At 63.3% G+C, this 23,330-nt stretch carries 19 protein-coding genes; 6 read left to right on the top strand and 13 right to left on the bottom strand.

The features are described from left to right. Nucleotides 1–41 precede the first annotated feature (41 nt). The 4 genes from H290_RS0107255 to H290_RS0107240 all read right to left on the bottom strand — a co-directional run bounded on the left by H290_RS0107255 (nucleotide 42) and on the right by H290_RS0107240 (nucleotide 5,275). Nucleotides 42–1,424 (bottom strand): aromatic ring-hydroxylating dioxygenase subunit alpha, encoded by a 1,383-nt coding sequence (locus H290_RS0107255; RefSeq protein ID WP_020106121.1) that lies wholly within the window; start codon nucleotides 1,422–1,424, stop codon nucleotides 42–44. A gap of 40 nt (nucleotides 1,425–1,464) precedes the next feature. Beyond that, complete coding sequence (locus tag H290_RS0107250; RefSeq protein ID WP_028462902.1) at nucleotides 1,465–2,328, bottom strand: SDR family NAD(P)-dependent oxidoreductase; 864 nt, start codon at nucleotides 2,326–2,328, stop codon at nucleotides 1,465–1,467. Nucleotides 2,329–2,336: 8 nt separating this feature from the next. After that, entirely contained in the window at nucleotides 2,337–3,929 is a 1,593-nt protein-coding gene (locus H290_RS0107245) for an SMP-30/gluconolactonase/LRE family protein (RefSeq protein WP_028462901.1), read from the bottom strand. 218 nt (nucleotides 3,930–4,147) lie between these two features. Beyond that, nucleotides 4,148–5,275: an NDMA-dependent alcohol dehydrogenase gene (locus H290_RS0107240; protein ID WP_020106118.1), complete on the bottom strand. Its 1,128-nt coding sequence runs from the start codon at nucleotides 5,273–5,275 to the stop codon at nucleotides 4,148–4,150. Between the two features lie 154 nt (nucleotides 5,276–5,429). On the opposite strand from H290_RS0107240, the gene H290_RS0107235 reads away from it, so the two are divergent. Next, complete coding sequence (locus tag H290_RS0107235) at nucleotides 5,430–6,425, top strand: hypothetical protein (protein WP_020106117.1); 996 nt, start codon at nucleotides 5,430–5,432, stop codon at nucleotides 6,423–6,425. 83 nt (nucleotides 6,426–6,508) lie between these two features. After that, entirely contained in the window at nucleotides 6,509–8,965 is a 2,457-nt protein-coding gene (locus H290_RS0107230; RefSeq protein WP_036518312.1) for a transglycosylase domain-containing protein, read from the top strand. A gap of 24 nt (nucleotides 8,966–8,989) precedes the next feature. Here H290_RS0107230 and H290_RS31420 read toward each other — a convergent pair whose 3' ends face one another. Both H290_RS31420 and H290_RS28030 read right to left on the bottom strand, forming a co-directional pair. Next, the gene (locus tag H290_RS31420; protein ID WP_020106115.1) at nucleotides 8,990–9,151 is read right to left on the bottom strand and encodes a hypothetical protein; all 162 of its coding nucleotides are present in this window, start codon (nucleotides 9,149–9,151) and stop codon (nucleotides 8,990–8,992) included. Between the two features lie 52 nt (nucleotides 9,152–9,203). Further along, nucleotides 9,204–10,616, bottom strand: a complete 1,413-nt coding sequence (locus tag H290_RS28030) for an MFS transporter (protein WP_020106114.1) — start codon at nucleotides 10,614–10,616, stop codon at nucleotides 9,204–9,206. Nucleotides 10,617–10,717: 101 nt separating this feature from the next. On the opposite strand from H290_RS28030, the gene H290_RS0107215 reads away from it, so the two are divergent. Continuing rightward, a complete protein-coding gene (locus tag H290_RS0107215) occupies nucleotides 10,718–11,833 on the top strand; it encodes an alpha/beta hydrolase (protein ID WP_028462899.1) in 1,116 nt (371 codons plus the stop codon). A 99-nt stretch (nucleotides 11,834–11,932) separates the two neighbouring features. On the opposite strand, the gene H290_RS0107210 is transcribed toward H290_RS0107215, so the two are convergent. Further along, on the bottom strand, nucleotides 11,933–12,340 hold the full coding sequence (locus H290_RS0107210) for a YchJ family protein (protein ID WP_028462898.1): 408 nt from the start codon (nucleotides 12,338–12,340) through the stop codon (nucleotides 11,933–11,935). A gap of 100 nt (nucleotides 12,341–12,440) precedes the next feature. Between H290_RS0107210 and H290_RS0107200 the strand changes: the two genes are divergently transcribed. After that, nucleotides 12,441–13,052 carry a hypothetical protein gene (locus H290_RS0107200; protein WP_155976736.1) on the top strand — a complete coding sequence of 204 codons (612 nt, stop codon included), beginning with the start codon at nucleotides 12,441–12,443 and terminating at the stop codon, nucleotides 13,050–13,052. Here H290_RS0107200 and H290_RS0107195 read toward each other — a convergent pair. The 4 genes from H290_RS0107195 to H290_RS0107180 form a co-directional block, all read right to left on the bottom strand. After that, nucleotides 12,994–14,226: a hemerythrin domain-containing protein gene (locus H290_RS0107195; protein ID WP_020106109.1), complete on the bottom strand. Its 1,233-nt coding sequence runs from the start codon at nucleotides 14,224–14,226 to the stop codon at nucleotides 12,994–12,996. The genes H290_RS0107200 and H290_RS0107195 overlap by 59 nt on opposite strands. Nucleotides 14,227–14,256: 30 nt before the next feature. Next, the gene (locus tag H290_RS0107190) at nucleotides 14,257–14,916 is read right to left on the bottom strand and encodes a TetR/AcrR family transcriptional regulator (protein ID WP_020106108.1); all 660 of its coding nucleotides are present in this window, start codon (nucleotides 14,914–14,916) and stop codon (nucleotides 14,257–14,259) included. Between the two features lie 79 nt (nucleotides 14,917–14,995). After that, complete coding sequence (locus tag H290_RS0107185) at nucleotides 14,996–15,496, bottom strand: hypothetical protein (protein WP_020106107.1); 501 nt, start codon at nucleotides 15,494–15,496, stop codon at nucleotides 14,996–14,998. A gap of 55 nt (nucleotides 15,497–15,551) precedes the next feature. Continuing rightward, complete coding sequence (locus H290_RS0107180; protein ID WP_020106106.1) at nucleotides 15,552–16,571, bottom strand: LLM class flavin-dependent oxidoreductase; 1,020 nt, start codon at nucleotides 16,569–16,571, stop codon at nucleotides 15,552–15,554. A 181-nt stretch (nucleotides 16,572–16,752) separates the two neighbouring features. Here H290_RS0107180 and H290_RS0107175 point away from each other — a divergent pair, with 181 nt between their 5' ends. Together H290_RS0107175 and H290_RS0107165 are read left to right on the top strand one after the other, a co-directional pair. Then, nucleotides 16,753–17,220 carry a hypothetical protein gene (locus tag H290_RS0107175; protein ID WP_020106105.1) on the top strand — a complete coding sequence of 156 codons (468 nt, stop codon included), beginning with the start codon at nucleotides 16,753–16,755 and terminating at the stop codon, nucleotides 17,218–17,220. 725 nt (nucleotides 17,221–17,945) lie between these two features. Then, nucleotides 17,946–18,467, top strand: coding sequence for a hypothetical protein (locus H290_RS0107165; RefSeq protein WP_028462897.1), 522 nt, complete (start codon nucleotides 17,946–17,948; stop codon nucleotides 18,465–18,467). Between the two features lie 419 nt (nucleotides 18,468–18,886). Here the strand turns inward: H290_RS0107165 and H290_RS0107150 are convergent, their stop codons facing one another. Both H290_RS0107150 and H290_RS0107145 read right to left on the bottom strand, forming a co-directional pair. Next, nucleotides 18,887–21,967 (bottom strand): ATP-dependent DNA helicase, encoded by a 3,081-nt coding sequence (locus H290_RS0107150; protein ID WP_231373531.1) that lies wholly within the window; start codon nucleotides 21,965–21,967, stop codon nucleotides 18,887–18,889. A 126-nt stretch (nucleotides 21,968–22,093) separates the two neighbouring features. Next, nucleotides 22,094–22,714, bottom strand: a complete 621-nt coding sequence (locus H290_RS0107145; RefSeq protein ID WP_231373530.1) for a ribonuclease HI — start codon at nucleotides 22,712–22,714, stop codon at nucleotides 22,094–22,096. Nucleotides 22,715–23,330 lie beyond the last annotated feature (616 nt).

Raw genomic sequence — 23,330 nt, 5'->3', positions numbered from 1 at the left:
TTCCTTGATCGGTATTGACTGGTGGTTGTGGTGTGAGGCCGTCAGGCCAGATCGGTGGGAGCGCCGGTGCCCATGTATTTCGCGAGGTTGTGGTGCAGGTTGACGATGCTGCGCTCGCGGTACGGGTTGGGCTTCGGGCCGGAGAAGCCGCGTGACTTGATGCCCTTCTGCATGGCGGCCATGTTGACGAAATCCTGTGGCAGCACGGTGCGCCAACCCGGATCGTCGACCGGTGCGTACTCCCACTTCGTTTCCGGCTCTTCACCTTCGGGGAACAGCTCGTAGACGGCGGCCTCGAAGATGCACTTGTCGGGATCGTCGCCGTAGGGACGCGCGCTGTAGCAGAGCATGTTGTTGAGGGCGTGGCCGATCTGGAAGTTCGGGAAGATCTGCCAGGCGGTACCACTCTTGGCAACTATCTCGGGCGGGACGGTCGGCCAGATCACGCCACGATCGGCGTCATCTTTGCGTGCCGACGTCAGCCAGTGGGCCAAAACCTCGCCGGGTGGCGTACCTTCGGGCAGCTCGTCGATCAGGCGTTGGGCGGCATCGACGAGTGTCCGAGTTGTATTGGTGTTGGCGTTCTCCCACGTGAAGTTCTGGAGGTCGATGGTCGAGATCCGGGCATCCGCGCCTTCACCGACGCGCAGCTTCTGATTCTCTTCCATGCCTTTCGGCGCGTCGTAGCCGATGTTGCTGTGTTTGCCCTGTGCGCGTGACCATCCCAGGAACGTGCCGTACGCGCGGAACTCGGGATGGGTGTACGGGACGTGATAGGTCTCCATGAACGCCTCGAGGGCGATCTTCCAGTTGCAGTCGAAGACAAGCCATTTGCGCCACCGGTAGCGCATGTTGTGCAGCTCGAAGGGTTCGAGCAGCGAAGCGGCCGGCTCCAGGTAGTCCCGCAGCGGCTCGCTGTCGGGGTCCATGTTGATCCAGACCCAGCCACCCCAGGTGTCGACCTTGACAGGGGTGAGCCTGGTCCGCTCCTCGGTCAATCCGGTTGGCCAGTCCTCTTTTTCGGCGGCCCAGACGTTCTTGCCTTCGAGGTCGTAGGTCCACCCGTGAAAGCCGCATACGAACGTCCGGCAGTGCCCACGCGCTTCGCGATCGCCCTCGGGCGTATCGACGAGTCGGCGGCCCCGGTGTGAGCAGACGTTGTGGTAGGCGGTGATCGTGTCGGGTCCGGTGCGGGTGATGATGATCGAGTCATCACCGATGTCGTAGGTGAGGTAGTCGCCCACATTGGGAATCTCTTCCACACGGCCGACCTGTTGCCACACCTTGGACCACAGTTTGTCGCCTTCGGCCTGCGCATATTCCTTGGACGTGTAGGCCTCCACGCCGATGGTCAGTGGCGTGGTCGGTGGTTCATCGTCGGTGGTCGTAACTGCTGTCCGGATGTTGTCGACTGTGTCGGTCATGACATTCTCCTTCAAAAGTATTGTCCCGGTTGGTATTTGTTCAGTGGGTCATGGCTGCGCGGAAACCCTCGTCCTTGAGGAACAAGGAGGTGTGGTCGGCGCCCAGGTGTGTCCACTTGAGATTCAGGCCCCCATCGACGAGGAGGGTCTGTCCGGTGACGTAGCTCGAGAGGTCGGACAAGAGGAACAGAATGGCGCCGGCCTGTTCCTCCGGGCGGCCCCGGCGGCCCATCGCGATCGCTCGCTGGTCCCGATCCGGGTCCTTGTCGACGTACATCTCCGAAGCCGGTGTGGCCGTGACCCCGGGGGCGATCGTGTTGACCCGGATGTTGTCGGTGGCCAGTTCGACGGCCATCGTCCGGGTCGCCGCCACCAGCGCGGCTTTGGCCGTGCCGTATCCGATATGGAAAGGCGCGGTGTTCATTCCACTGATCGAGGAGATGGACACGATCGAACCCGGCAGACCCTGTGCCTTGAGTTCGGCGGCAACCGCCTGGCTCATGAAGAACATGGTCTCGAGGTTCTGGGTGAACAGATCCCGCCAGTCCGAGCGGGTCACACGGGTGGCCGGCATCCAGGTGGCCGGAGCGGCGCCGCCCGCGACGTTGACCAGGCCGTAGAGCGTCCCCTCGGCATTGCGAGCGGCCTCCATGGCGGTGGCGATACCCTCGTCGGTCGACGCATCGGCGGCGACCGGGATAACCCGGAGCCCCTCACCCACAAGCGGATCGATGTGGGTTTTGAGGTTGTCCTTCGAGCGGCTCACCGCGATGACCGTCGCTCCGGCGCGGGCGATCAGGGCCGTCACGGACGTGCCGATGCCGCCACCGGCGGCGCCCGACACGATGATGATCCGGCCGGTCAGATCGACGAACCCGTTGGGATCGGTAGGGGTGTTGGTCATGGCCGCGATCACGCCTCCTTGCGCAGTGCGAGGACGCTGCCCTCGGCGTCGCCGGAGATGTAGATGGTTCCGTCGTGGCCGGCTGCGATACCGGTGAACGGACCCTGCGGTCCGGAGAACGGCACCAGCCCGAGCAACGGCTTCGGAGTGACGCCGGGGGGAGCACCGACCGGCAGATCGGTCGCGATGGTCTGGCGGCTCTTGGTTTCCAGATCAAACGCGATGAGTGTCTTGGCCCCGACATCGACGATGTACAGCGTCTGGCCCTGAACCAGCAGGCCGTGCGGACGCTCGAGTCCGTCGACGACGGTGTCGGTGCCCGAACCGGTCACCGCAACAACCTGTCCGGCACCGGATTCGGAAACCAGGAGGGTTCCGGAGTCGGTGAAGGCAACGCCGGTCGGACGGTCGAGACCGCTCGCCAGCACTTCCGAGCTGCCGGATCCGACGGAGTGCACCTCGCCGGCACCCAGGTCGGCGACCGCGATGGCGCCGGTACCCGAAACTGCCACGCCGTAGACCTGATCGAGCCCGGTGACCAGGACTTCGCTTTCGGCCGTGGCCGCGTCGTACCGCGACACGTCGCCATTGCCCGCAACGATGAACTGGTCCTTGCCGATCGCCGTCATACCGCGGATGTAGCCGGGGTATCCGGGGCTGAAAAGCATTCCCAGGGTCCGCAGTTCACCGTTGGCCTCGAGCGCGAGCAAGAAGGTTCCATCGGCGATGTACAGGGTGCCGTCCGGGCCCACGGTCAGGTCGAGCGGCCAGGTCAGGCCGTCGGGGAGTGCGGTGCGGGTCTCGCCGCCGCCGAGGATCTCGGTGATCTGGCCGGTGAAGCCGGATACGAAGAGCCGCTCACCGACAAAGGTGAGGTTGTCGAGGCCGGGGCCGAGCTGGGCGGCCACTGTCTTGTCGCCGGTGCGGGGGTCGATCCGCAGCACCTGACCGGAGCCGACCTGCGTGGAGATGATGAATCCTGCGGAATCGAACTTGACCGCAGTCGGTCCACCGAGGTCGGCGGCGACGCGTTCGGGTTCTCCACCATTGGGGTCGATCCGGTAGATCTCGTTGGTGGCCACCAGTGGGTAGTAGAGCTTCCCGTCGGGGCCGACCTCCATGGCGTTGGGCATCGGGAGGTTGTCGGCGAGCACCTTCGGCGCACCGCCGGCGGGGTTGATCTCCATCAGACGTCCGCCGATGCGGCACTCGTTGACGAACAATCTGCCCTGGTGGATGGTGATGCCGTTGGCCCCCGGCAGGTCGTCGCGCAGGAGTCGGGTTTTCCCATCGGGACTCCGGACACTGACGCGGCCGTCGTAGTACTCGGTGATGTACATGTCGCCGCTCGAATCAAACGCCATGTCGTCAGGCGCGACGATGTCGCTGCCCTGGGCGCTGATGGTCTCGACGTCGCCGGTCTCGATGTCGAGTGCACTGATCGTGCTGCCGGCGACCTGCGCGATGTAGACGCGTCCGTCGGGCCCGGAACGGATGCCGTTGGCACCGAACAATCGGCTCGGCTCGGTGACTCGGCTCAGATTCCACCCTTCGGCTAGACCGAATGAGTTTGGGCTGGTGTAGCGGGCCGCCTGTACCAAGGTGGGCCTCCTGTCGTGAGGTGTTGAACGCAGGGAAAGGTCGTGACGCAGACCACAGTCTGAAGGCAGTCTAAGCGCGCAAGCGTCAGGTTTACAAGTATTGCTATCCTTATGAGGATAGAGGTAAGTTAGGTCACTCAGGGCAGCCCTAGGCGCCAAAAGCGAACACCCACTGCACGTGGCAGTGGGTGTTCAATGCTGCGGGGTCTACCGCGCGGTCAGTAGTCGTCGTCCCCGTAGACGACGACGCCGCGAAGGTTTTTTCCGTCCGCCATGTCCCGGTAGCCCTGGTTGATGTCTTCCAGCTTGTAGGTGGTGGTGACGAGCTCTTCGAGTTTCAGGGCGCCCGATCGATAGAGGTTGAGCAGCTTGGGGATCTGGGTCCGGGGTCCGATGCCGCCGAAGATTGCGCCCTGCACCCGCTTCTGCAACAAAGTCAGCTCGAAGAGATTGAGGTCGGTGGCGACCTGGTCGTACGGTCCCATTGCGGTGACGATCACCTGGCCGCCCTTGCCGGTGAGTGACAGGGCCTGCTGGATGTACTCGCCCTTGATCTCACCCATGGTGAGGATGACCGTGTTCGCCATCGTCCCCCAGGTCAGCTCTGCGAGTTCCGGCAGCGCCTCTTCCATCGACGAGAAGGTGTGGGTGGCGCCGAAGTCGAGTGCGATCTTCCGTTTCCCCTCGACGGGATCGATCGCCACGACATGGCGGGCCCCGGCGTAGGCAGCGCCCTGGACCGAGTTGATGCCGACGCCGCCGACTCCGGCGATCACAACGGTGTCGCCGGGGCGGGTGTTGCCGATCTCGGTGGCCGAACCCCAACCGGTGGAGACGCCGCAACCCAGCAGGGCGGCGACTTTCAGCGGGATGTCTTTCTCGATTTTCACCACGGATGCCTGATGCACGGTGACATACGGCGAGAAGGTGCCCAGCAGGCACATCTGCACCACGGGTGCGCCGTCTTTGGTCACGCGGAAAGAGTTGTCGGAGATGGCTTGGCCGGTGAGGAGGCCGGCACCTTTGTCGCAGAGGTTCTGCAGGCCGCGAGCGCACGACGGGCAGGTGCCGCAGGCCGGGATGAAGGCGAGGACCACATGGTCACCTTCTTCGAGGTCGGTCACGCCGGGGCCGACCTTGGTGACCACACCGGCGCCCTCGTGCCCGCCGACCACTGGAAACATCGCGACGGGACTGGAACCGTTGGCCACGTGGGCATCTGAGTGGCACAGGCCTGACGCCGCCAGCCGCACCTGGACTTCACCGAACACGGGATCGCCCAGCTCTACCTCGTCGATCTTCCAGTCGGTGTTGATCTCGGTCAGGATTGCGGCCTTAGTCTTCATCGGGATCCTTTGCTCGCGTATGACGTGATTTGAGTCACTCTAATGAGCAGAGGTGAACGTCGTGCGGGTTTCGGGTTCGATGTGCGAACGTTGTGTAGCAGAACCGTTCGCGCACGTCGGGGCTGCGCCGGTGGGTGAACTGAGGGAGAGGCCGATGCGCGTACTTCCGATAGTTGTTCTCGGGTATGGGCCGGTCGCGCGGGCCTTCATCAACCAGATCGGTGCCCACCGCGAGGAGTATCGGGCGCGCCACGACGTCGACCTGAGTGTTGTCGCGGTGCGTACGCACCGATCGCAGGTGGTGGGCAGCGACGAGGTCCCGCCGCGGTCGGACTGGGCCGAACTCACCGACCTCGCCGACCTACTGGGGACGGTCGAGGCCAAGGTTGTGGTGCAGGCGGTGCCGTCGACCGATGTTGTTGCGACGCAGGCGGTGGAGGACGCGCTGATGGCGATCCGGTGCGGCGCGCACCTGGTCACCGCCACCACATCGACACTGCTCCACGGATGGAGAGAACTGGAGCAGCTGGCCATCGATTTCGGCTGCGCGGTGAGGATTTCCGGGGCCGTGGGAGCGATGCTGCCGGCCGCCGACCTGGCACGGTCCCTCGGGCAGGGGATCTCGGTGACGTCGGTGAGTGGGTGTCTGAACGCCACCGCGACCTACGTTCTCGACCAGATGAGCGAGGGGGTGACCCTCGACCTGGCGACCACCACCGCCCGGCAGACGGGCGTCTCGGACAACGATCCCACCGCGGATCTGTCCGGTCACGATGTGGCGACCCAGCTGCGCATTCTGACCGGACTGCTGTGGGCGCGCGATCCCGCGGAGACAGAGGTGATCCTCGAGCCGATCACCCCGGAGATCGAGCGGTCCGTGTTCCGTGCGGGCCGGCGCGGGCAGCGGCTGCGGCAGGTGGCTGTGGCCGACCACGACATCCCGGATCTCGTCACCGTGTCGCTGCGGGTGGTTCCCGCCGAATCGAAGTTGGGCCTGCTGCGGTGGCCCGACAAAGCCGCGATCTTCGATTGCGGTGACTTCGGTTCGATCACCGTGTCGGGCGGGGACAGCAGTCCCGCGGGAGTGGCGCAGTCCATGATCAAAGACACCCTCTCCCTCGTCCACGACGCCACACCCGGCCTGCGATAGGCACTTTCCTCCTTACGGATGAGCGAATTGCAATTTTGCATCGCGAACCATCTGACCTCGGGAATGTCCGTATTGTTTCAATCGTGTCGAAGTCCAGGTCGCTGTGGAGCTTGTTGGGCTGCTGTGTGCTTGCCGGTGTTCTGGTCGCAGGACTGCTGTTCCCGATAGCCGGTGGCCTGGGATTCACCGCCGGACGTGCGGCCGGGACTCTGGAGAACGTCGAATCTGACCTGGTCGGCGGGCAGGTGCCCGAGGTCACCACCATGACCGACGTCAACGGTAAACCGATCGCGTATCTCTACGATCAGCGTCGATTCCAGGTCGGCTACAACGACATCTCACCCGAGATGGTCCGCGCCATCATCTCTGTCGAGGATCGCCGATTCCTCGACCACGACGGTGTCGACTGGCGCGGAACCATCCGCGCATTCCTCACTAACCAGGCATCGGGCCAGGTGCAGCAGGGCGCATCTACCCTCGATCAGCAGTACATCAAGAACTATCAACTGCTGGTGCTGGCCCGCACCGATGCCGAACGCCGCGCCGCGACCGAAACAACAGCGGCCCGCAAACTGCGTGAGATCCGGATGGCACTGTCGCTCGAATCGAGCCTGACCGATCAGGCCATGCGGGAGAAAAATCTCGACGGGGACGCGGCAAAGCAAGAGGCCAAAAAGGCGATTGTCACCCGCTATCTCAACCTGGTCCCCTTCGGAAATGGCGCCTACGGCATCCAGGCTGCCGCGGACACCTACTTCGGGAAATCTGCTGCAGACCTCACCGTCCCCGAGGCCGCGATGCTCGCCGGCATGGTCCAGTCGAGTTCGGCGCTCGATCCGTACACCAACCCCGAAGGTGTTCTGGAACGGCGAAATATCGTGCTCGACACGATGATCGCGAACTTCCCGGCCCGTGCCGACGAATACAGGGCGGCCAAAGACCTTCCGCTCGGGGTGCTGCCGGCGCCGCGCACGCTCGACCAGGGCTGCATCGCGGCCGGTGATGCCGGGTTCTTCTGCGACTACGCCCTGCAGTTTCTTGCCGAGCACGGGTTCAGCCGGGATGAGATCGCACGTGGCGGTTACCTCATCCGCACCACACTCGATCCGGACGTCCAGGCGGCGACGCACGACGCCGTCCGGACCTACGCATCGCCGGACCTCGAGGGCGTTGCCAACGTGATGGACGTGATCAGGCCCGGTACAGAGTCGCACGATGTAGTGGCGATGGCATCGAGCCGCGACTACGGCCTCGATCCGAGGGCGGGTCAGACCGTGCAGCCGCAGCCGTATTCGATGGTCGGCAACGGTGCCGGATCCGTGTTCAAGATCTTCACCGTCGCGGCCGCCATGGAACGAGGTCTGGGAACGGGCTCGTCGTTGCAGGTCCCGAAGACCTTCCAGGCGAAGGGGATGGGTAGCAGTGACGGCGTCAACGGCTGCCCTGCCGACACCTACTGCGTCGCCAACGCCGGCAACTATCCGGGCAGACTGACGGTGACCCAGGCCTTGGCGCAGTCGCCGAACACCGCGTTCGTGAAACTGCTCCAGGATGTCGGTGTTGCGCCCACCGTCGACATGGCCGTCCGGCTGGGTATGCGCTCGTACGCGAACCCGGGCACGTCGGGTTTCGGCGAGCAGAGTCTTGCCGACTATGTGAAGGAGAACAATCTCGGTTCATTCACCCTCGGCCCGACCGCCATCAACACGCTGGAACTGTCGAATGTGGCTGCCACCCTGGCCTCGGGAGGCGTCTGGTGTCCGCCCAATCCGATTGCTTCGATCACCCAGCCGAAGCGTGACGCGAGCGGCAACCACGTACTCGACGCCCAGGGGCGTCCGGCGGTGCAAGAGGTGCCGTTCGAGCGTCCGGGCTGTGAGCGGGTGGTCGAAGAAGGGCTGGCCGACACCCTGGCCAACGCGTTGAGTGAGGACCACCGAGGAGCCGGTACCGCAGCGAACGCCGCCGGGTCGGTGGGCTGGAATCTCCCGATGTCCGGCAAGACCGGTACCACCGAGGCCAACCGGTCATCGGCCTTCGTGGGATTCACCAACAACCTGGCCGGCGCCGCCTACGTCTACAACGATTCACCGGTGATCACAGAGCTGTGTTCGAGCCCGCTACGGCAGTGCGGTTCCGGAAACCTGTTCGGCGGCAACGAGCCGGCCCGAACCTGGTTCTCGGCGATGAAGCCCGTTGCCGACAAATTCGGTCCGACGACGTTGCCGAGGAGCGATCCCCGGTATGTGGCCGGAGTCGGCGGTAAACAGGTTCCGTCGGTGGTCGGGATGTCCTCTGACCTGGCGACGTCCATGCTCGAGAGCGCGGGCTTCAAGGTGACGATCGAGTACGTCTCCGGTGGGCAGCGATCCGGCACGGTTGTCTCGGCCACTCCGAGCGAGTCGGCGATACCGGGCAGCGTGATCACCCTGTCGGTCAGCAACGGCACGGTGGCCACGACGAATCGTCCTCCGGCGCTGACCAATACAACGATTCAGGTGCCCGGGGTCGGGCCGATCGAGATCCCGGTGCCGCGGTGATCTCCAGTTCGATCTCGGCGAGATTCAGTCCTCGTCGTACTTGTCGGCGGCCTTGTTGCGTTCCTTGGCCAAGTCAAGAGCATGACGTGCGGCATCTTCGGTGGGGTAGGGCCCCATCCGATCGAAGCCGCGCGGCATCGACTCTTTGACCTCACCGGTCGAGATGTTGTAGTACCAATCGCCCATGAGTCGACTGTAGCCACTGGCGTCAACGGATGGGCACAGATCTCTTCGGTGGCTAGGACTTGCCGCGGACGAACACCGCAGTCGGTAGTGCGACCGCTGCGAACACGATCGCGGCGACCACCGCGCAGATGTGGAACGCGGATTCGAAGGCCTCGGCGGGTGACTGTGTCAGCAGTCCTTCGGCCAGCTGCGCGGTCAGGATCGACCCGAGCACGCTGGTGCCCAGGACACTGCCGAGCTGGCGGAACATGTTGACTGTGCCGCTGGCCATTCCGGCCTGGGCGGGAGCCACGCTGTTCATCGCGGCGGCGGTGGCCGGGGCGATGAGCGATCCGAATCCGATGCCGAGGACGACCATCGCAACCGTCAGAGCGGTCCAGCCCTCATCGGGGTGTACCCGCAGCAGCAGCAATGCGCCGGCAGAGGTGACCAGCAGGCCTCCGGTCAGCATCACCTTGAAACCCAAGCGCGGCAACAGTCGTGGTGCGATCCCGCTGACCACCATGTACGTGACCATCAGTGCCAGCAGATGGAGGCCGGTGGTCCAGGCGCTGAGCAGACCGACTCGTTCGAGCAACAGAACCGAGATGAGGGACAGGCCGGTGAAGCCGAAGAGTGCGGTGGCGCTGACCACCATGACGGTGGAAAACGATGGTGACCGAAAGAGTTCCAAGTCGAGCATCGGCGCGTCGACCGCCCGCTCGTAAGCGATGAACATGGCCATGGCGCAGGCGAATACGATGATCGCGATGACGGCTCGCGTCGAGGAGAATCCATTGTGAGATCCGTCGATGACCCAGAACGTCAGTGAGCCGATCGCGAGTGTGGCGGTCACGAGTCCCGGGAGATCGAGGTGGGCGCCGGCAATCCTGCTCTGTGGAACCACGAGCGGTGCGATGAGCGTGACTCCGAGCGCGGCGATCGAGTTCACCAAAAAGACTGTGTTCCAAGAGAACTCACCGAGAATTGCGCCCGCCGACAGGGGTCCGATGGCGAGTCCGAGACCGGAACACGCGGCCCAGATGCTGATTGCCTCGGTACGTTCTTTTGGATTGGTGAAACTGTTGCTGATGATGGCGAGGCTGTTGGGAAGTACCAGTGCTGCGCCCACTCCGGTGATGGCCTGAGCGACCAGCAGCCAGCTGCTGGTGTGCGCGAGGTACGACGACAGGCTGCCGATGGACATGACGGCCGACCCGATCAGGAATGCTGTCCGGCGGCCGATGACGTCGCCGAGGGTGCCCGCGGACAGTACGAGGCTGGCGACCACAAGCGCGAAGATGCTGGGAATCCAGACCATCGTCGCGCTGTCCGCGTGCAGGTCTTCCTGAATGGCAGGGACCGAGGAGATCGTGGCGGTGATGTTGAGGAAGGTCAGCATCGCGCCGACGCAGACCGCAGCCAGCGAATACCAGCGGGAGTTGCCTGTGTGGACGGGTGCCTTCATCGGCTCACTGATGACCATCATCGAAGCGTAGAGTCTGACTATGGAAAACACAAGCCAGCTTACTTCGGGCGAGCTGCTGAACTCGGCTGCGCCGCCCATTCGCCTTTAGGATGGGCGCCATGGTGATGGCAGATCGTCCCGAGGTGAAGACTGCGTCGACACCGGTCACCGCACTCGCCGTATTGGGCCTGGCGGAGAGCATGTTGAACGGGCTGGCGCGGGTGCCGTTCCATCAGCCGTGGAAGGGTCCCGGAGGGTTGCTGGACAACGTCGGGCAGTCCGTCACCCGGCAGGCCGTCCGTTCGTTCATGGGTTATTCGATGGGATTGCCCATTGAGGAGTTCCGGTCGATGGAGAAGATCCTCGACGACATCTGCTGTCTGGTGATGCCGCCGTTCATCGAGGTCGTCGACCGGGTGGAGATCACCGAGGACTCGATCGGCGGCATCGAAGGCATCTGGTGCCGGGCGAAGGCGAGTTCCGACGCCTACGTGGAGGAAGCCGACGACAAGCAGACGATCGGCGCCACGATGCTCTACCTGCACGGCGGCGGGTACATCGGTACGTCACCGATCATGTACTCGGCGTTCGCAGCATCGTTGGTGCGGATGACCGGCTATGAGGTCTTCATCGCCGACTACCGGATGGCCCCGGAGTTCCCGTTCCCGGCCGGGGTGCTCGATGCCGCGGACGTCTACAAGGGACTCCTCGAACGTGGTGTCGATCCGGAGCATCTGGTGGTCGCCGGTGATTCCGGTGGCGGCGGGCTGGCGACATCGCTCATCACGTACTTGCATCGGCACGATCTGCCGGCGCCGGCCGCGGTCGCGTTGTTCTCACCCGAGATCGACCTCGACCTCAACCACCCGTCGATCACCGAGAACGCGCAGTTCGACATCCTGCCCTGGAATGTGCCGGTCGCGCCGTACCTGCAAGGAATCCAGCCGAACGACGATCGGGTCTCCGCGGTCTACGCGACTGCCGATCCGGAGTGGTTCCCGCCCACGTTTGTGTGCTGGGGCGCCGACGAGATGTTCCGCGACGGGATCCGGAAATTCGTCGGCAACCTCGAAGCCGCCGGGGTGCGCGTGCAGGCGATGGAAGAACGCGGGATGTTCCACGTGTTCCCGATCCTCATGCCGTGGGCCGAATCCTCCAAGCGGGTGTTCCGGGCACTTCACGACCTCGCCACGCGCCATGTCGCACCGGATCCGGACGCCGAACCTACGCACTGAACGGTTCAGGGCCAATCAGCCCCTGAGATCGTCCCCGCCAGAGGTCGCCGAGGGCAATACGCCCTTTGGGGGTGCTCACGGGACTGAAGTCAGGGCCGTTCAGTCCTTGACAACGCCATCCACATAGACCCATCGCCCGTCGAGCCGCTCGAACCGGCTGTGCTCCTGCAGGGTTCCGGCGCCGCTGCCCTTGGCCCGATAGAAAGCCGTGAAGGTGACTTCGCCATCGGAGTCGAAAAGCGAACCCTTGCTTGCGGATTCGATGTCGAGGCGATACCAGCGCATCGACTCGTCGAGATCAAGCGACTCGGGCCGGGTCCGGGGATGCCAGCTGTGTAGGAGGTAGTCGCTGTCACCGACCGCGAAGGCGGTGAATCGTGAGCGCATAAGCGCCTCGGCTGTCGGGGCCGGGCGAGTTCCGGACAGTGCAGGTCCACAGCACTCATCCCAGGTGAGTCCGCTCGTGCAGGGGCAGCGACGGGTGCCGTCAGGTGAAATGGCCACCAGATCAGACTAGCGATGCGTCGACCCGTTGAACGACAACGGCTAACGCAGTTTTCGCTCGCGGAGACAATCCGGATAAGTCGGGCACACACAAGGAGAATCCATGAACCTACGCGGCATCGGAGCCGGCATCCTCGGAATCGGTCTGGCGATGGGAGTTCTGACCGCTTGCGGTGACGACACGTCATCCACCGGTCAGGAGACCAGTTCGGCAACGGTCAGTTCATCGAAGCACTCGAGCCCGACGAGCAGTCGCGCCCCCGCAACATCCTCTCCCGCAACATCGTCGCCCACACCAGGATCCGAACCCGTGGTCGGTGACACCGCGGCACCCACCCCGAGCCCGGTCGACGTCGATCAACCCGGCACCACCATCGCGCCCCCGCCCACCATCGCACCGCCGCCAACCACAACCCCGGCCGACGGCGGGCCACATGACCTCTTGGGCAACATCGCAATCTGGACGGTCTCCAATGGCGATCCGTTGAATGGCGCGGCGTTCTACGTTTCATCTTGCGGTGACGCTGAAGACATCGGCCCGGTGGACATGGCAGAGCAGGCGTATATCGACGTCCCGGTCAGTGTCGGTTGTTGGGTGGTGACCCTGACGCGGACCCCGGCCGGCTACAGCCTCGACGGACCGGCGGAACGAACGGTCATTCTGGATGCGGAAACGAACCAGAGCGATGCGGGATTCCGGTTCTGGCCGTTGTGACCACCGACGTGGTGACCTGCCGCCGAAGTGCCTTCAGATTCTGCAACATCTGTGGGCGCATGTCGGTGTGCTGAGGGAAGACTCGCGAATAGAGCCACACGAGCGGACGCGCGGGCAGGACGGTGATCCGGTAGGAGTGCGTGACCAGCGTTCCCTGCTCGTCCGGTGTGAACGTGTATGACCAGATCGTGGAGTCGTGTCGGGTGCGGTCGATGCGTTCGGGAATCGTGCGGAACGCGAACTCGGCGCCGGGCTTCGCCGCGACGACTTCGCAGACGCGGGACCAGCGGAAGTGACGTGACCGGTTGTGACCGCGGAACCGGGCGCCGAGTGTTCCCGGCGGTGGTCCGGGAAGCCATGTGCAGCTTCGGCATTCGGGGCTGCGCTCGCCGGTGTGGGTGACATCGGCGACGATGTCGTACAGGACCTGGGGCGGGGCCTCGATGTGCAGGCTCACGGATCCCCCTGTGCGAAATGTTGTTTCGGTAGTTGCCTGCTCGGGATTCAGATTCGGTGTGACATCGACATCGGGTCCCCACCGCAGCGCGCAGGCCCGCCGATACGGACGGGCGAAGGTATGTAGCACGAAGAAGCGCATCGCTGGTGGCACCAGGTGGACCACCAGGTCGTACCGCTCCTGGTCGACGCTGTCGATGAGCCAGTGCCCTTCGATTCCCAGTTCCCGCTTGGATTTCGGCGCGATGTTGGTCGTCCGGTCCCACTCCGCGAACTCGGCTTGGGTGAGCGTGCGCGAGACGATCGGCATCGCCTCGTCTTCCTCGCGGCGCAGGTGGGGGAGCAGCTCCGACTCGAGTGCCTCGACTGACGAGGCCAGCTCTTGCAGAGCTGAGCCGTCCACCCGAAAGTCCTCGGCGGCCGCGGCCACTCGGTCTATGGCCGGCGAGACACGGGCATGATCGGCGGCCATCTGATCGAGTAGCGGGCCGGCCTCGGGGCTGCGTGGCAGTACCAGCGCCCACAGGGTGTCCTCCGCGCGGTGGTGCATGTGCAGGAACTTGGTCATCCACACGAGGTGGTCGGCGATCGCCACTCGCTGATTCGGCGAATATGGTTCTTGTAGAGCCGTTTTCGCACGATTTAGGTCGCGACGCAAGGCGTCGTGCACGATGTTGTTGATGCGGGTGTCGGCCGGCGCGGCCGAATCGGTGTTCATGGCTGAGGCCTTCCGGCGGTGCCCGGCTCGTCACGTCGGGCGGGTGAGCAGTTCTTCGATGCGGTCGGTGAGCCAGTTCTCGTATTGGTCGCGGCCCCAATCGGAGTCGCGGACGAGCAGGTCGTAAACCGCGATGCTCGTGAGCATCCAGATTTCGTCGGGTTCGGTGTCGCGGAGGTCGCGGCCCGCGACCAGTGCGCCGCCGGCGGCAATCTCCTGCCGACGATTTTGCTCAAGTGTGGCAAGGAGTTCGGCGAGTTCGTCATCGACTGCCGCACCCTGGCGCAGGGCGGCATCGAGTGCGCGGGCGCGTTGGTTGATCACGCCGATCAACTGTGCCGCAGCTCGTGCTCGTTCCCGCAGAGTGGGCGCGAGTCCGAGTGCGGCGTATTCGGGGCGGTCGGCCAGCGCAACCGGTTCGTCGTCGCCGGCGACCGCCACATCCACGGCGACCTTCAATACCGCAACCTTGGATCCGATGGTGGCATAGACGGTTTCGACGGACACCCCCGCTGCCCGCGCGATGAGCGGCATGCTGGTGCCGACCCAACCGCGTGCGGCAAACAATTCATGGGCCGCCTGCACGATGGCCGCCCGGGTCTGTGCTGCCTGCATCCGGCGCCGTGGGGATTTGTAGGTACGCGTGGGTGACGTACCCGCTGCCTCTGCGTCATTTTCGACCGTCGACATGCTTCGATCCTACAAGCTCCATATATTCAATACAAGGGTCCTGTAGTAGAAATCAGGTTGGTGCTGAGTCGGGCAGAGGCTAGCGGTGGTGAGGTGGTGCGGCCTCGAGCCACGTGCCCACGGCGGGTGCGTACAACAGCGCGCTACCGATCACCGCACAACCGGCCATCGCGAGTGGCAGAAAGGAGATCACCTCACCGACAACCTCAGTTACCGGCTCGGCCACGAGACAGAATTGGACCCCGACAACCACCGCGAGCGCGGCGTCGACGGCCAGCATCGTCCGTCCGGAGTGGAGCCGGTCGCGGACCCGGATGACCCCGACGACCGCGACCGCCAAGATCAACAGTGCGACGACGGCGTTGCCGATCATGATGGCGTCCACTGTCGCGGCGACGTCACTGCGGTCGGTCGCCGGGTGGTCGGCGGCGAATGAGTCAGTCACTGCATCGCGCACGTCCACGTAGTCGAAGGCTGTCAACAGGGCGGTTGTCAACAACGCCGCCAACGCGATCAGCCAGACGATCGCAGCGGCATCGGCGATGCGCGGGCGCGGCGGTTGTCGGCCCGGCTCGGTCATAAGGCGATGGTACGTCTGGCAGGACGTGTGCAGGCGCGTCTATCGACGCGGTGTGTCAGCGCCAGCCGAGTTCGGGTGCGACGTGTTTCAGGATCGATTCGATGACGTGGGTGTTGTACTCGACGCCAAGCTGATTCGGCACGGTGAGCAGCAGGGTGTCGGCCGCGGCGATCGCCTCGTCCTCGCGGAGTTGCTCGATCAGTCGGTCCGGTTCATCGGCGTAGCTGCGACCGAATCTGGCGACGCCTCCATCGATGACACCTACTTGATCCGTGTTGTCGCCACCGCGACCGAAGTAGGCGCGGTCCCGGTCGTCGACGAGTGCAAAGATGCTGCGGCTCACAGATACTCGTGGCTCTCGCTCGTGACCGGCCACTTTCCAGGCATCACGGAATCGCTCGATCTGCTCGGCTTGCAGCTGGTGGAAGGGGACGCCGGTGTCCTCGGTCAGCAACGTCGAACTCATCAGGTTCATGCCTTGCTGCGCGGTCCACTCGGCGGTCGCGCGGCTGCCGGCACCCCACCAGATCCGGTCGCGCAGACCCGGTGACTGCGGTTCGATGCCGAGCGCGCCGGGCGGGTTGGGGAACATCGGAGCCGGGTTGGGCTGGGCGAACTTCGCACCATCGATGACCTTGAGGAAGACGTCGGTGTGATGACGCGCCATGTCGGCGTCGTTTGAGTCGTCGCCGGGCACGTACCCGAAGTAGTGGTAGCCGTTGATCACCTGTTCGGGGGATCCGCGGCTGATTCCCAGCTGCAGCCGTCCTTCCGAGATGAGGTCGGCGGCGCCGGCATCTTCTGCCATGTACATCGGGTTCTCGTATCGCATGTCGATCACGCCGGTGCCGATCTCGATGCGACTCGTCTTTGCACCCACCGCTGCGAGCAGCGGAAACGGCGAACCGAGTTGGCGGGCGAAGTGGTGGACGCGGAAGTACGCGCCGTCCGCCCCGAGGTCCTCGGCCGCAACAGCGAGATCGATGGACTGCAGGAGCGTGTCGGCGGCCGACCGCGTCTGCGAGCCGGGCGAGTCCGACCAATGCCCGAACGAGAGGAATCCGATGTTCTTCATACCATGCTAAATGAAACCGCGGTCCGTTTAATTCCAATGCACCCGGTTGCCCGCGCTCCGGGACGCCGCGTGGTCCGCGAATATTGCGCCGAGTCTGGTGTCTGTGGATAACTGTCTTGGTTGTGCACAGGTGGTCACTGGTGCCGGTCTTGCGCTCGTCTGATGTGTCAACCTCTGGCACATGGGAATTCGATACTTTGCCTATCCGCTGCAACCCCACGACGTCGTCGCTGCGCGCCACGACCCGTATCCATTCATCTCCGACGATCCACTGATGGACGCCTGGGGATCAGAGGCCGACCGGCCGCGAATGCTGTATCTGGACAAGGCATGGCGTGAACTCCAGCATGTGTTCGCGGTACAGGACGGATTCCTGCGTCCACGCATCTCGCTGGAACTGGTGAAGGGCAACGTGACGCCGGTAAGCCCATACGGTGAACACGTCGGTTTCGTGCATGTGTTGCCGCCGGATGTGGTGGACGAGGTGGCACGGGACATCGTGTTGTTCGAGCCCGTCGATGACGCGGCGATCAAGGAACCGTTTCCCTGGTCGGACGCGAAGTATGTCAACGAGTTCCTGCGCCGGGCCCAGACATTCATGACCGAATTGGCCCGCGATGGGTTGGGTCTGGTCTACACGATTCGGTGAGTCCGACGGCCAGGTCGACGGTGCCGCGCTCGCGCGAAGTCTGGACTGGTGGCCTGGGAAAACGGTGAAAGTCTGGATTGAGATTTGGTTGCAAAGTCTGGACTCGCACGCGAAATTGGTTTGACCTGCGCGAATAGAAGCCAAGTCTTTCGCCTCCGTGAGTGCAGACGGTCTCCGTAGCGCGGTCGAGGTCCGGCAGCTGCGCGCGCTTGTCGGGGACCATCAAGACTGGGATGTGGTATTCGGATCCACGCGGTGGCGCATACTGCTCGAGAGATGCGCTGCCGAGGCCCGCAAGGTAGCCCGACACACGACCGGTATGACCCAAGTTTGGGCCGCACACAGCCAGATGTGACTCGATCTGGGCATCTGGGCATCTGGGCAAGGCCTTGTCTGGATTCCAACCCTGGTGCCTCGCCGGCACACACCACGATTGCCGGAGTGCGAGTCAACCTGCGCCGCAACGAATGTCGTTTCGGCGAACCCGCAGGTGGAGAGCGGTAATCTCTAGTGCTCGACCCAAGTCCGAGACATCACCGGTCGCGATAGCTAAGCCGATCAGTTCGTGAAACGTTTGTGCCTCATTGTGTGAGTTCACGGCACATAACTAGGGACTTAAGGTCCTCGTCGGGAGGAATGTCGACTCGGACTGCGACGAGTCTGTACGGCCACTTACTGTGTGTTGTATCGAGACCAAGGAGGAGAGCCTTCTCATGGAGGACATCATGAGCCGTAACCCGAACTTGACTGTCCCCGAACTGTCAAAAGAGGTGATCGAATCACTCAAAGCCAAGGGTTATACCCAGACCGCCATTGCGGATATGTACGGCGTGACTAGGCAGGCAGTGTCGTGGCATCTTAAGACCTATGGAGGTCAACTGTCGACCCGTCAGATCGTGAACGAGTCGTGGCCGTGGGAAACCAAGGATTTTCACGGAAAAGCTGTGGCGTTCAGGCGACTTCGCGATCACGGAGAGTTCATGCGTACCGGAAGTAAGGACATGAGCTTGGACAAGATGAAGCGACTGAAGTCGTGGTGGAAGCGACTGCGCGACGAGAACCTTGTTGTCGAGTTCGACCCGAACATACCTCCGATGCCAGGAGTGAGCTCAACGGGAGGTTTTGCCTACCGTGAGCGGACCGTGGAGGACGATGACCTTCTGATCCGTGTGAACGAGTTCACCACCATCACCGAACAAGGAAAGATGATCTGGTGTTGGCCACCAGACATCGATGAGTTGATCTAAAGGGTTTGCACCGCAACGCCGCTTAACCGCCCTGTGTCTCGTTTTGCCGGAGTTGTTACCTACCGCGACGGCCAGGGTAGCTGGCGCACCATGCACCCCGACTTCGTGTTCTTTCACGAGATTGGGGGCAAGGTGAAGGAGATCGTCATCCCCACGGCACTCACCTAGACGACGCGGTGGTGAAGCTGAGGCCCTCGCGGCTTCGCGGAGCAATTCGGGTGAGCGAGTTCCACCGGATCGAGGCTGTGGCCCAGGTTAGCAACACGATGAAGGTGCTCGACTTGACGAAGCCTGCTGCGCGGGAAGATGTTCTGTATGAGGACCAGTCAGCGGAGGATTTCTACAAGCCTGACTTCGCGGTTGATTAAGACAAGTGATCCGCTCAGGGTGGTGGTTTCGCTTGCGGGCCCATTGGGGCGCTAGCGCGCAGCCGAGCAAATCTTGCGCACGTCACACTCGCGGCACTTGCGGCGTTCCGGCCTGGGCTCAAACTCACGCCGGCGGAGGCTGTCGACCGTAGCGATGATGTGCGTCTGGGCCGTCGTAATGGAGTCCGTGTCGATGTCGACGTAGTGCCTTTGCGCTGCGCCGAGATCGTGAATGTAAGCGGCCCCGACGTCGAGGCCTTCGCGGCGGCCGGCCTCGGTGTAAATCTGCAATTGGAGCGGGTCGATTTTCCCGCCGGTCGATGTCTTGTAGTCGACGATCGCGAGCCGCCCGACCTGGCCATTCTGATTGTCGTAAATGACGTCAGCGCGCCCCGAGATCACGGCTCCGCCTAGGTACAGCTCGAACGGTCGCTCGGTCGCCCACGTGCGCAATAGATCCGACGAATGCTTCTTCACGTACCGCATAACGAGCTTGCGTGCCTTCTCCCGCATCGTCTTGTGGCTGGCCTTGTTCGCGTATGGCAAGAAGAACTCCGAGTCGAGAAGCTGATTGACCTGTTGCGCTGTGGGCGCTGTGCCCGTTGCTTGAGTGCGTTCGGCGAGCACGCGTAGCGTGTGGTGCACCGCGTTGCCGTAACCGAGTTCTTGCTGGATTGTCGGCATGAAGCCGAGCCTGTTCTTGAGCAGGTAATTGCGGGGGCATGACTCGTAAGCAGCGAGTTCGCTGTAGGTGATGGTGAGATCGGCATCAGACGACGATCCGGTGCTTATTGCCGCCGTCGGGCCACCCGCCGTTGTATACGCATTCATGACCTCGGTGTAGTACGGGGAAGCGTTGCGGTTCTTGCCGCGGTCTGTCAGCGAGAAGCTTGACAGCAGAGCCGCGTCGCGGGCACGGGTTATCGCGACATAGAACAGTCGGCGTTCGTCGGCATCGGTGCCTTCGTAGCGTTGCCGGTCGAAGCGTCCGAGCAGGTCGGGTGGGAAGTTCTGTGAGCGGCCGCTCATGCTCGAGGGGAAGCGTAGCCTCACTAGGGACGCCAGGAACACAACGGGCCACTCGAGGCCCTTCGAGCCGTGAACGGTGCCAAGGGCGACGCCGTCGCCGAGCTGATCCTCCTCACCGCCGAAATCGTCATAGTTCCCCACCCCGTAGTTGCTCATCAGGATCGCGAGGTTCTTGTAGAACCACGGACCACCGCTGGTGCCGCCTACTTGCTCACCAAGGTTGTCCTCATCCTTGCGGGCACGCCAGTTGACGCTCTCATAGTCGGCGAGGACCGCGGTGAAGCGCGCGATGGTGCCAAGACGGTTTCGAGTCAGCTCATCGGAAAGGTCCCAGTCGCGGACCGCAAGAAGGTCCATCAGTTCGTAGAAGTCGCGCACGAGGCTCTCATTGAACTTGCTCGCGCGCGCTCTCGCTTTCCATGCCTTGAGGTGCGCGGACAGCGTCTGGCGAAACTCCCTCGGGAGGTTGAACGTGGTGGTGTAGTCATCGAGCAGCCGCTTGAGCGTGATCCGCTGGCGCTGACCGTACTTCACTGCTGTCCAGTCGATGCCGGCAATCCACGCGTATGTCGCGCCGAACACTTGAGGCTCGGACTGCTTGAACAAACCTGATCGGCCACCAGCTTGGACGGGAACCCCGGCCCTCTCGAGCGCATCCATGATCGCGGGATAGGCAACCCGACCGCGCACGAGGATTGCGATGTCACGGTAGGGGAGTCCCCTCGCGTGGAACTCGAGCATCTGCCGCGCGATCTCGTCGGCTGCGGCGCGCTCGTCGCGAGGGTTGCGCGCGAGTGCAACGCTCGGTCCGTCGGCTTCGCGGAAAGGCAGCATCTGCTTGGGGATGCGGCCGGGAATCGTCTTTGCGAACTGGTTCGCGACCTCGACGATGTCAGGGCGCGAACGTCGGTTGGTGAGTAGCTTGAACTGTTCGACCCCGGGGTAACGCATGGCGAACGTCACGATGTTCTCGACCGACGAGCCACGCCACTGGTAAATTGCCTGGTCATCGTCACCCACGACCACGATGTCGGCGTTGCCGTGGGGCTTCGCGAGCAGTCCGATAAGTCTCTCTTGTGCAGGGTTGACGTCCTGGTACTCGTCGACAATGAGGTGACGCAAAGGAGCGGTAACCGCGGCGTGGACCACCGGATCGGCGAGCGCTTCGACGGCCCGCACGATCTGCGTGCCGAACGACATGAACTGGTAGCGATCGAGCGCCGCGTAGTACGCCTGCACTGCGGTATAGAAGATTCCCAGCGGAAGTGTCTCGACGTCGATCAACTCGTTTTCGATCACGTCGATGCCGCGCTGAAATGTTGCGATGTTTTTGAACGTGCCGTCAGTTGGTGTGAGGTCGGGGATGCCGATGAACCAGCTCTGCTGGTACAGGAAGTTCGTCAGCTGGTTTGCGTCGAGCGGCGTGTACGTTTCGTATAGCGGAACGTAGGTCTGCAGCATGCGGAAGCAATAGGCGTGGATTGTTCCGACAAACAGCCGACCGAGCTGGTCAGTGGCTTCGACATCCATGCGGGCGGTCACACGCTTGCGGATGCGCTCTTTCAGTTCGGAGGCAGCCTTTTCGGTGAACGTGAATGCGACGATTGATTCCGGAGTCTCGCCGTCGGCGAGGAGCGATGCCACTCTCTGCGAAACGACCTCGGTCTTGCCCGAGCCGGCAGCAGCGATGATCTGGATGTGGCTACCGCGATGTGCGACCGCCTTAGCTGCGTCGCCTTGAAGATTTGGAATGTTTGCTGCCGTTGCCGCTGGACCGTGCGCGACGGGAGAAATGCGCGTTCCGGGTGAAATGGGGGCTGGCGAGGGAGTGATGGCAGGTGTGGTTTTCGGTGATCCGGGTGCTGTGGCGAACGGCTTCGGAACCTGTCGCGGCGCCGACTGCGCAGGGGATACCCAATTAGATTTCACTGGCACTCCTCGTCTTTGCCGGCGGAGCCAGTCTATCGGGGCCTGCGGCCGCGCGAAACTAGGTATTCCATGTCGGTGCTCGGCACAGAAGCGAGAATCCGAACGGAGCCAAAACCTCGAGTTGCCATGCTTTTGCACTGTGGTGCAGCGCATTTGAGTGCGGGTGAATCGCATGTTGAGCACAAGTAGACGGACACGTTTGTTCGGCCTGTCTGCTCCACAATCGCGGCCTCTCGCTATCTCGGTCTCCACCCCCGGGAAGTTTCAGCCCTGCTTGACAGCCGAATGCGAGACACCTGGCTATGCCTGCTGCGACCGGTTGAACTCAGCCGCAAATGCCGCAGCGATACCTTCTGCACGCGACTTGTACTCATCGTGCGTCAGACCGCTCCCGCCAGCGGTAAACCGCGAAGCCAACCTGGCGAGGGCGTCAGCGCCCTCGTTTAGTGCATTTCCCTGATGTCCAGGCACCCACTGGATCTCGAGCCGGTCGCGCTGGTCGAAGATCTGTCGTTGGGCCACGACCAGACCAGCAGACCCATTGGCGCGTTCCGTGGTGTAACCGGAGGGCAGGACGGTGTCGCCATCCATCCACCGTTTTGTCATCTGCAAAGCTAACCTGCTGTCGGTAAGCAGCGTGAGCTGTCGATGGCGCAGTTTGCTGACGGCCTTGCTGATCGCTCTGAGTTCGGCAATAAGCACGACGCTCGCGCCGACTTGGCTGGTGTGATGGCGGAACGCTCGTAGTGCGTAGTCGCCGCACGAGGCCACCCACCCGTACCCGGTTACTTTGTCGCGGACTGAACCGTCTGTGGCCACGGTCGCGTCGGGCAGCCCCTCGGGCGGCGGCGGAGGTGGCGCGAGGTCTTGTGCGAGGCCGCTGTTGGCCTCTTTCATCAGCGACAGCTCGTCAGTGGTCACTGGCTCGACTGATGCGCCCGGTAGAAGGGCTGACAGCTCGACCGTGTGACGCCATAGCGGACTGCTGGCCCCGAGCCTCACCACATACCGGATGCGCTCAGCCCCTCCGCGATCTGAATGGATGCGGACGATCGCATCAAAGATTGCAGCGGGCTTGTTCCTGGCCTGCACAGCTCCCGACCAGGTCTCGCCGGTGGCGGCGGCCGCGAAATATCGGAAGGTGGCGCCTCCGGCATGTGTGACGGCGAGTGCGATGGTCTTGGTCGACCAAGTTTGAGGTGCCGGGAGGTCGTTTCGGCGTGGTCTCGCCTGCGGCTTTGGAGTCATCTCCATCCTTAAATTGGCACTGCGGTTTACGCCAACGATAGGCAACAACTACGACACAATCTCGAACTGACGTGCTTGCAGAAAGTCCGCTAGTGCCCAAACGGGTCAGCCGGGGACGTGCAGGAGGGCCGACACGTATTAATGGCGACCCAATGCGCCCCACGCCCGCTCAGGACCCGTGGGCTGCCGAGAGATCGACAAAATCAACCACGGTGCTCCACAACGGTGTGAACCGTTGTCGGGGACCTGCATCATGACGGTCCTCGATGCGGCACTGCCGGGAGGCCGG

The sequence above is a fragment of the Nocardia sp. 348MFTsu5.1 genome (assembly GCF_000383535.1).
Lineage (GTDB): Bacteria > Actinomycetota > Actinomycetes > Mycobacteriales > Mycobacteriaceae > Williamsia > Williamsia faeni.
Note: the sequence above shows the minus strand (reverse complement) of the source record. Positions and strands in the feature narration are given on the sequence as shown.

Coding starts and splice junctions, on each gene's coding strand:
- H290_RS0107190 (WP_020106108.1), bottom strand. CDS start 14,916: ATGTCGACGGTCGAAAATGACGCAGAGGCAGCGGGTACGTCACCCACG.
- H290_RS0107165 (WP_028462897.1), top strand. CDS start 17,946: ATGAGCCGTAACCCGAACTTGACTGTCCCCGAACTGTCAAAAGAGGTG.
- H290_RS28030 (WP_020106114.1), bottom strand. CDS start 10,616: ATGGTCATCAGTGAGCCGATGAAGGCACCCGTCCACACAGGCAACTCC.
- H290_RS0107240 (WP_020106118.1), bottom strand. CDS start 5,275: ATGAAGACTAAGGCCGCAATCCTGACCGAGATCAACACCGACTGGAAG.
- H290_RS0107195 (WP_020106109.1), bottom strand. CDS start 14,226: ATGAACACCGATTCGGCCGCGCCGGCCGACACCCGCATCAACAACATC.
- H290_RS0107180 (WP_020106106.1), bottom strand. CDS start 16,571: ATGAAGAACATCGGATTCCTCTCGTTCGGGCATTGGTCGGACTCGCCC.
- H290_RS0107255 (WP_020106121.1), bottom strand. CDS start 1,424: ATGACCGACACAGTCGACAACATCCGGACAGCAGTTACGACCACCGAC.
- H290_RS0107215 (WP_028462899.1), top strand. CDS start 10,718: ATGGTGATGGCAGATCGTCCCGAGGTGAAGACTGCGTCGACACCGGTC.
- H290_RS31420 (WP_020106115.1), bottom strand. CDS start 9,151: ATGGGCGATTGGTACTACAACATCTCGACCGGTGAGGTCAAAGAGTCG.
- H290_RS0107175 (WP_020106105.1), top strand. CDS start 16,753: ATGGGAATTCGATACTTTGCCTATCCGCTGCAACCCCACGACGTCGTC.
- H290_RS0107150 (WP_231373531.1), bottom strand. CDS start 21,967: ATGCGATTCACCCGCACTCAAATGCGCTGCACCACAGTGCAAAAGCAT.
- H290_RS0107185 (WP_020106107.1), bottom strand. CDS start 15,496: ATGACCGAGCCGGGCCGACAACCGCCGCGCCCGCGCATCGCCGATGCC.
- H290_RS0107200 (WP_155976736.1), top strand. CDS start 12,441: ATGAACCTACGCGGCATCGGAGCCGGCATCCTCGGAATCGGTCTGGCG.
- H290_RS0107250 (WP_028462902.1), bottom strand. CDS start 2,328: ATGACCAACACCCCTACCGATCCCAACGGGTTCGTCGATCTGACCGGC.
- H290_RS0107235 (WP_020106117.1), top strand. CDS start 5,430: ATGCGCGTACTTCCGATAGTTGTTCTCGGGTATGGGCCGGTCGCGCGG.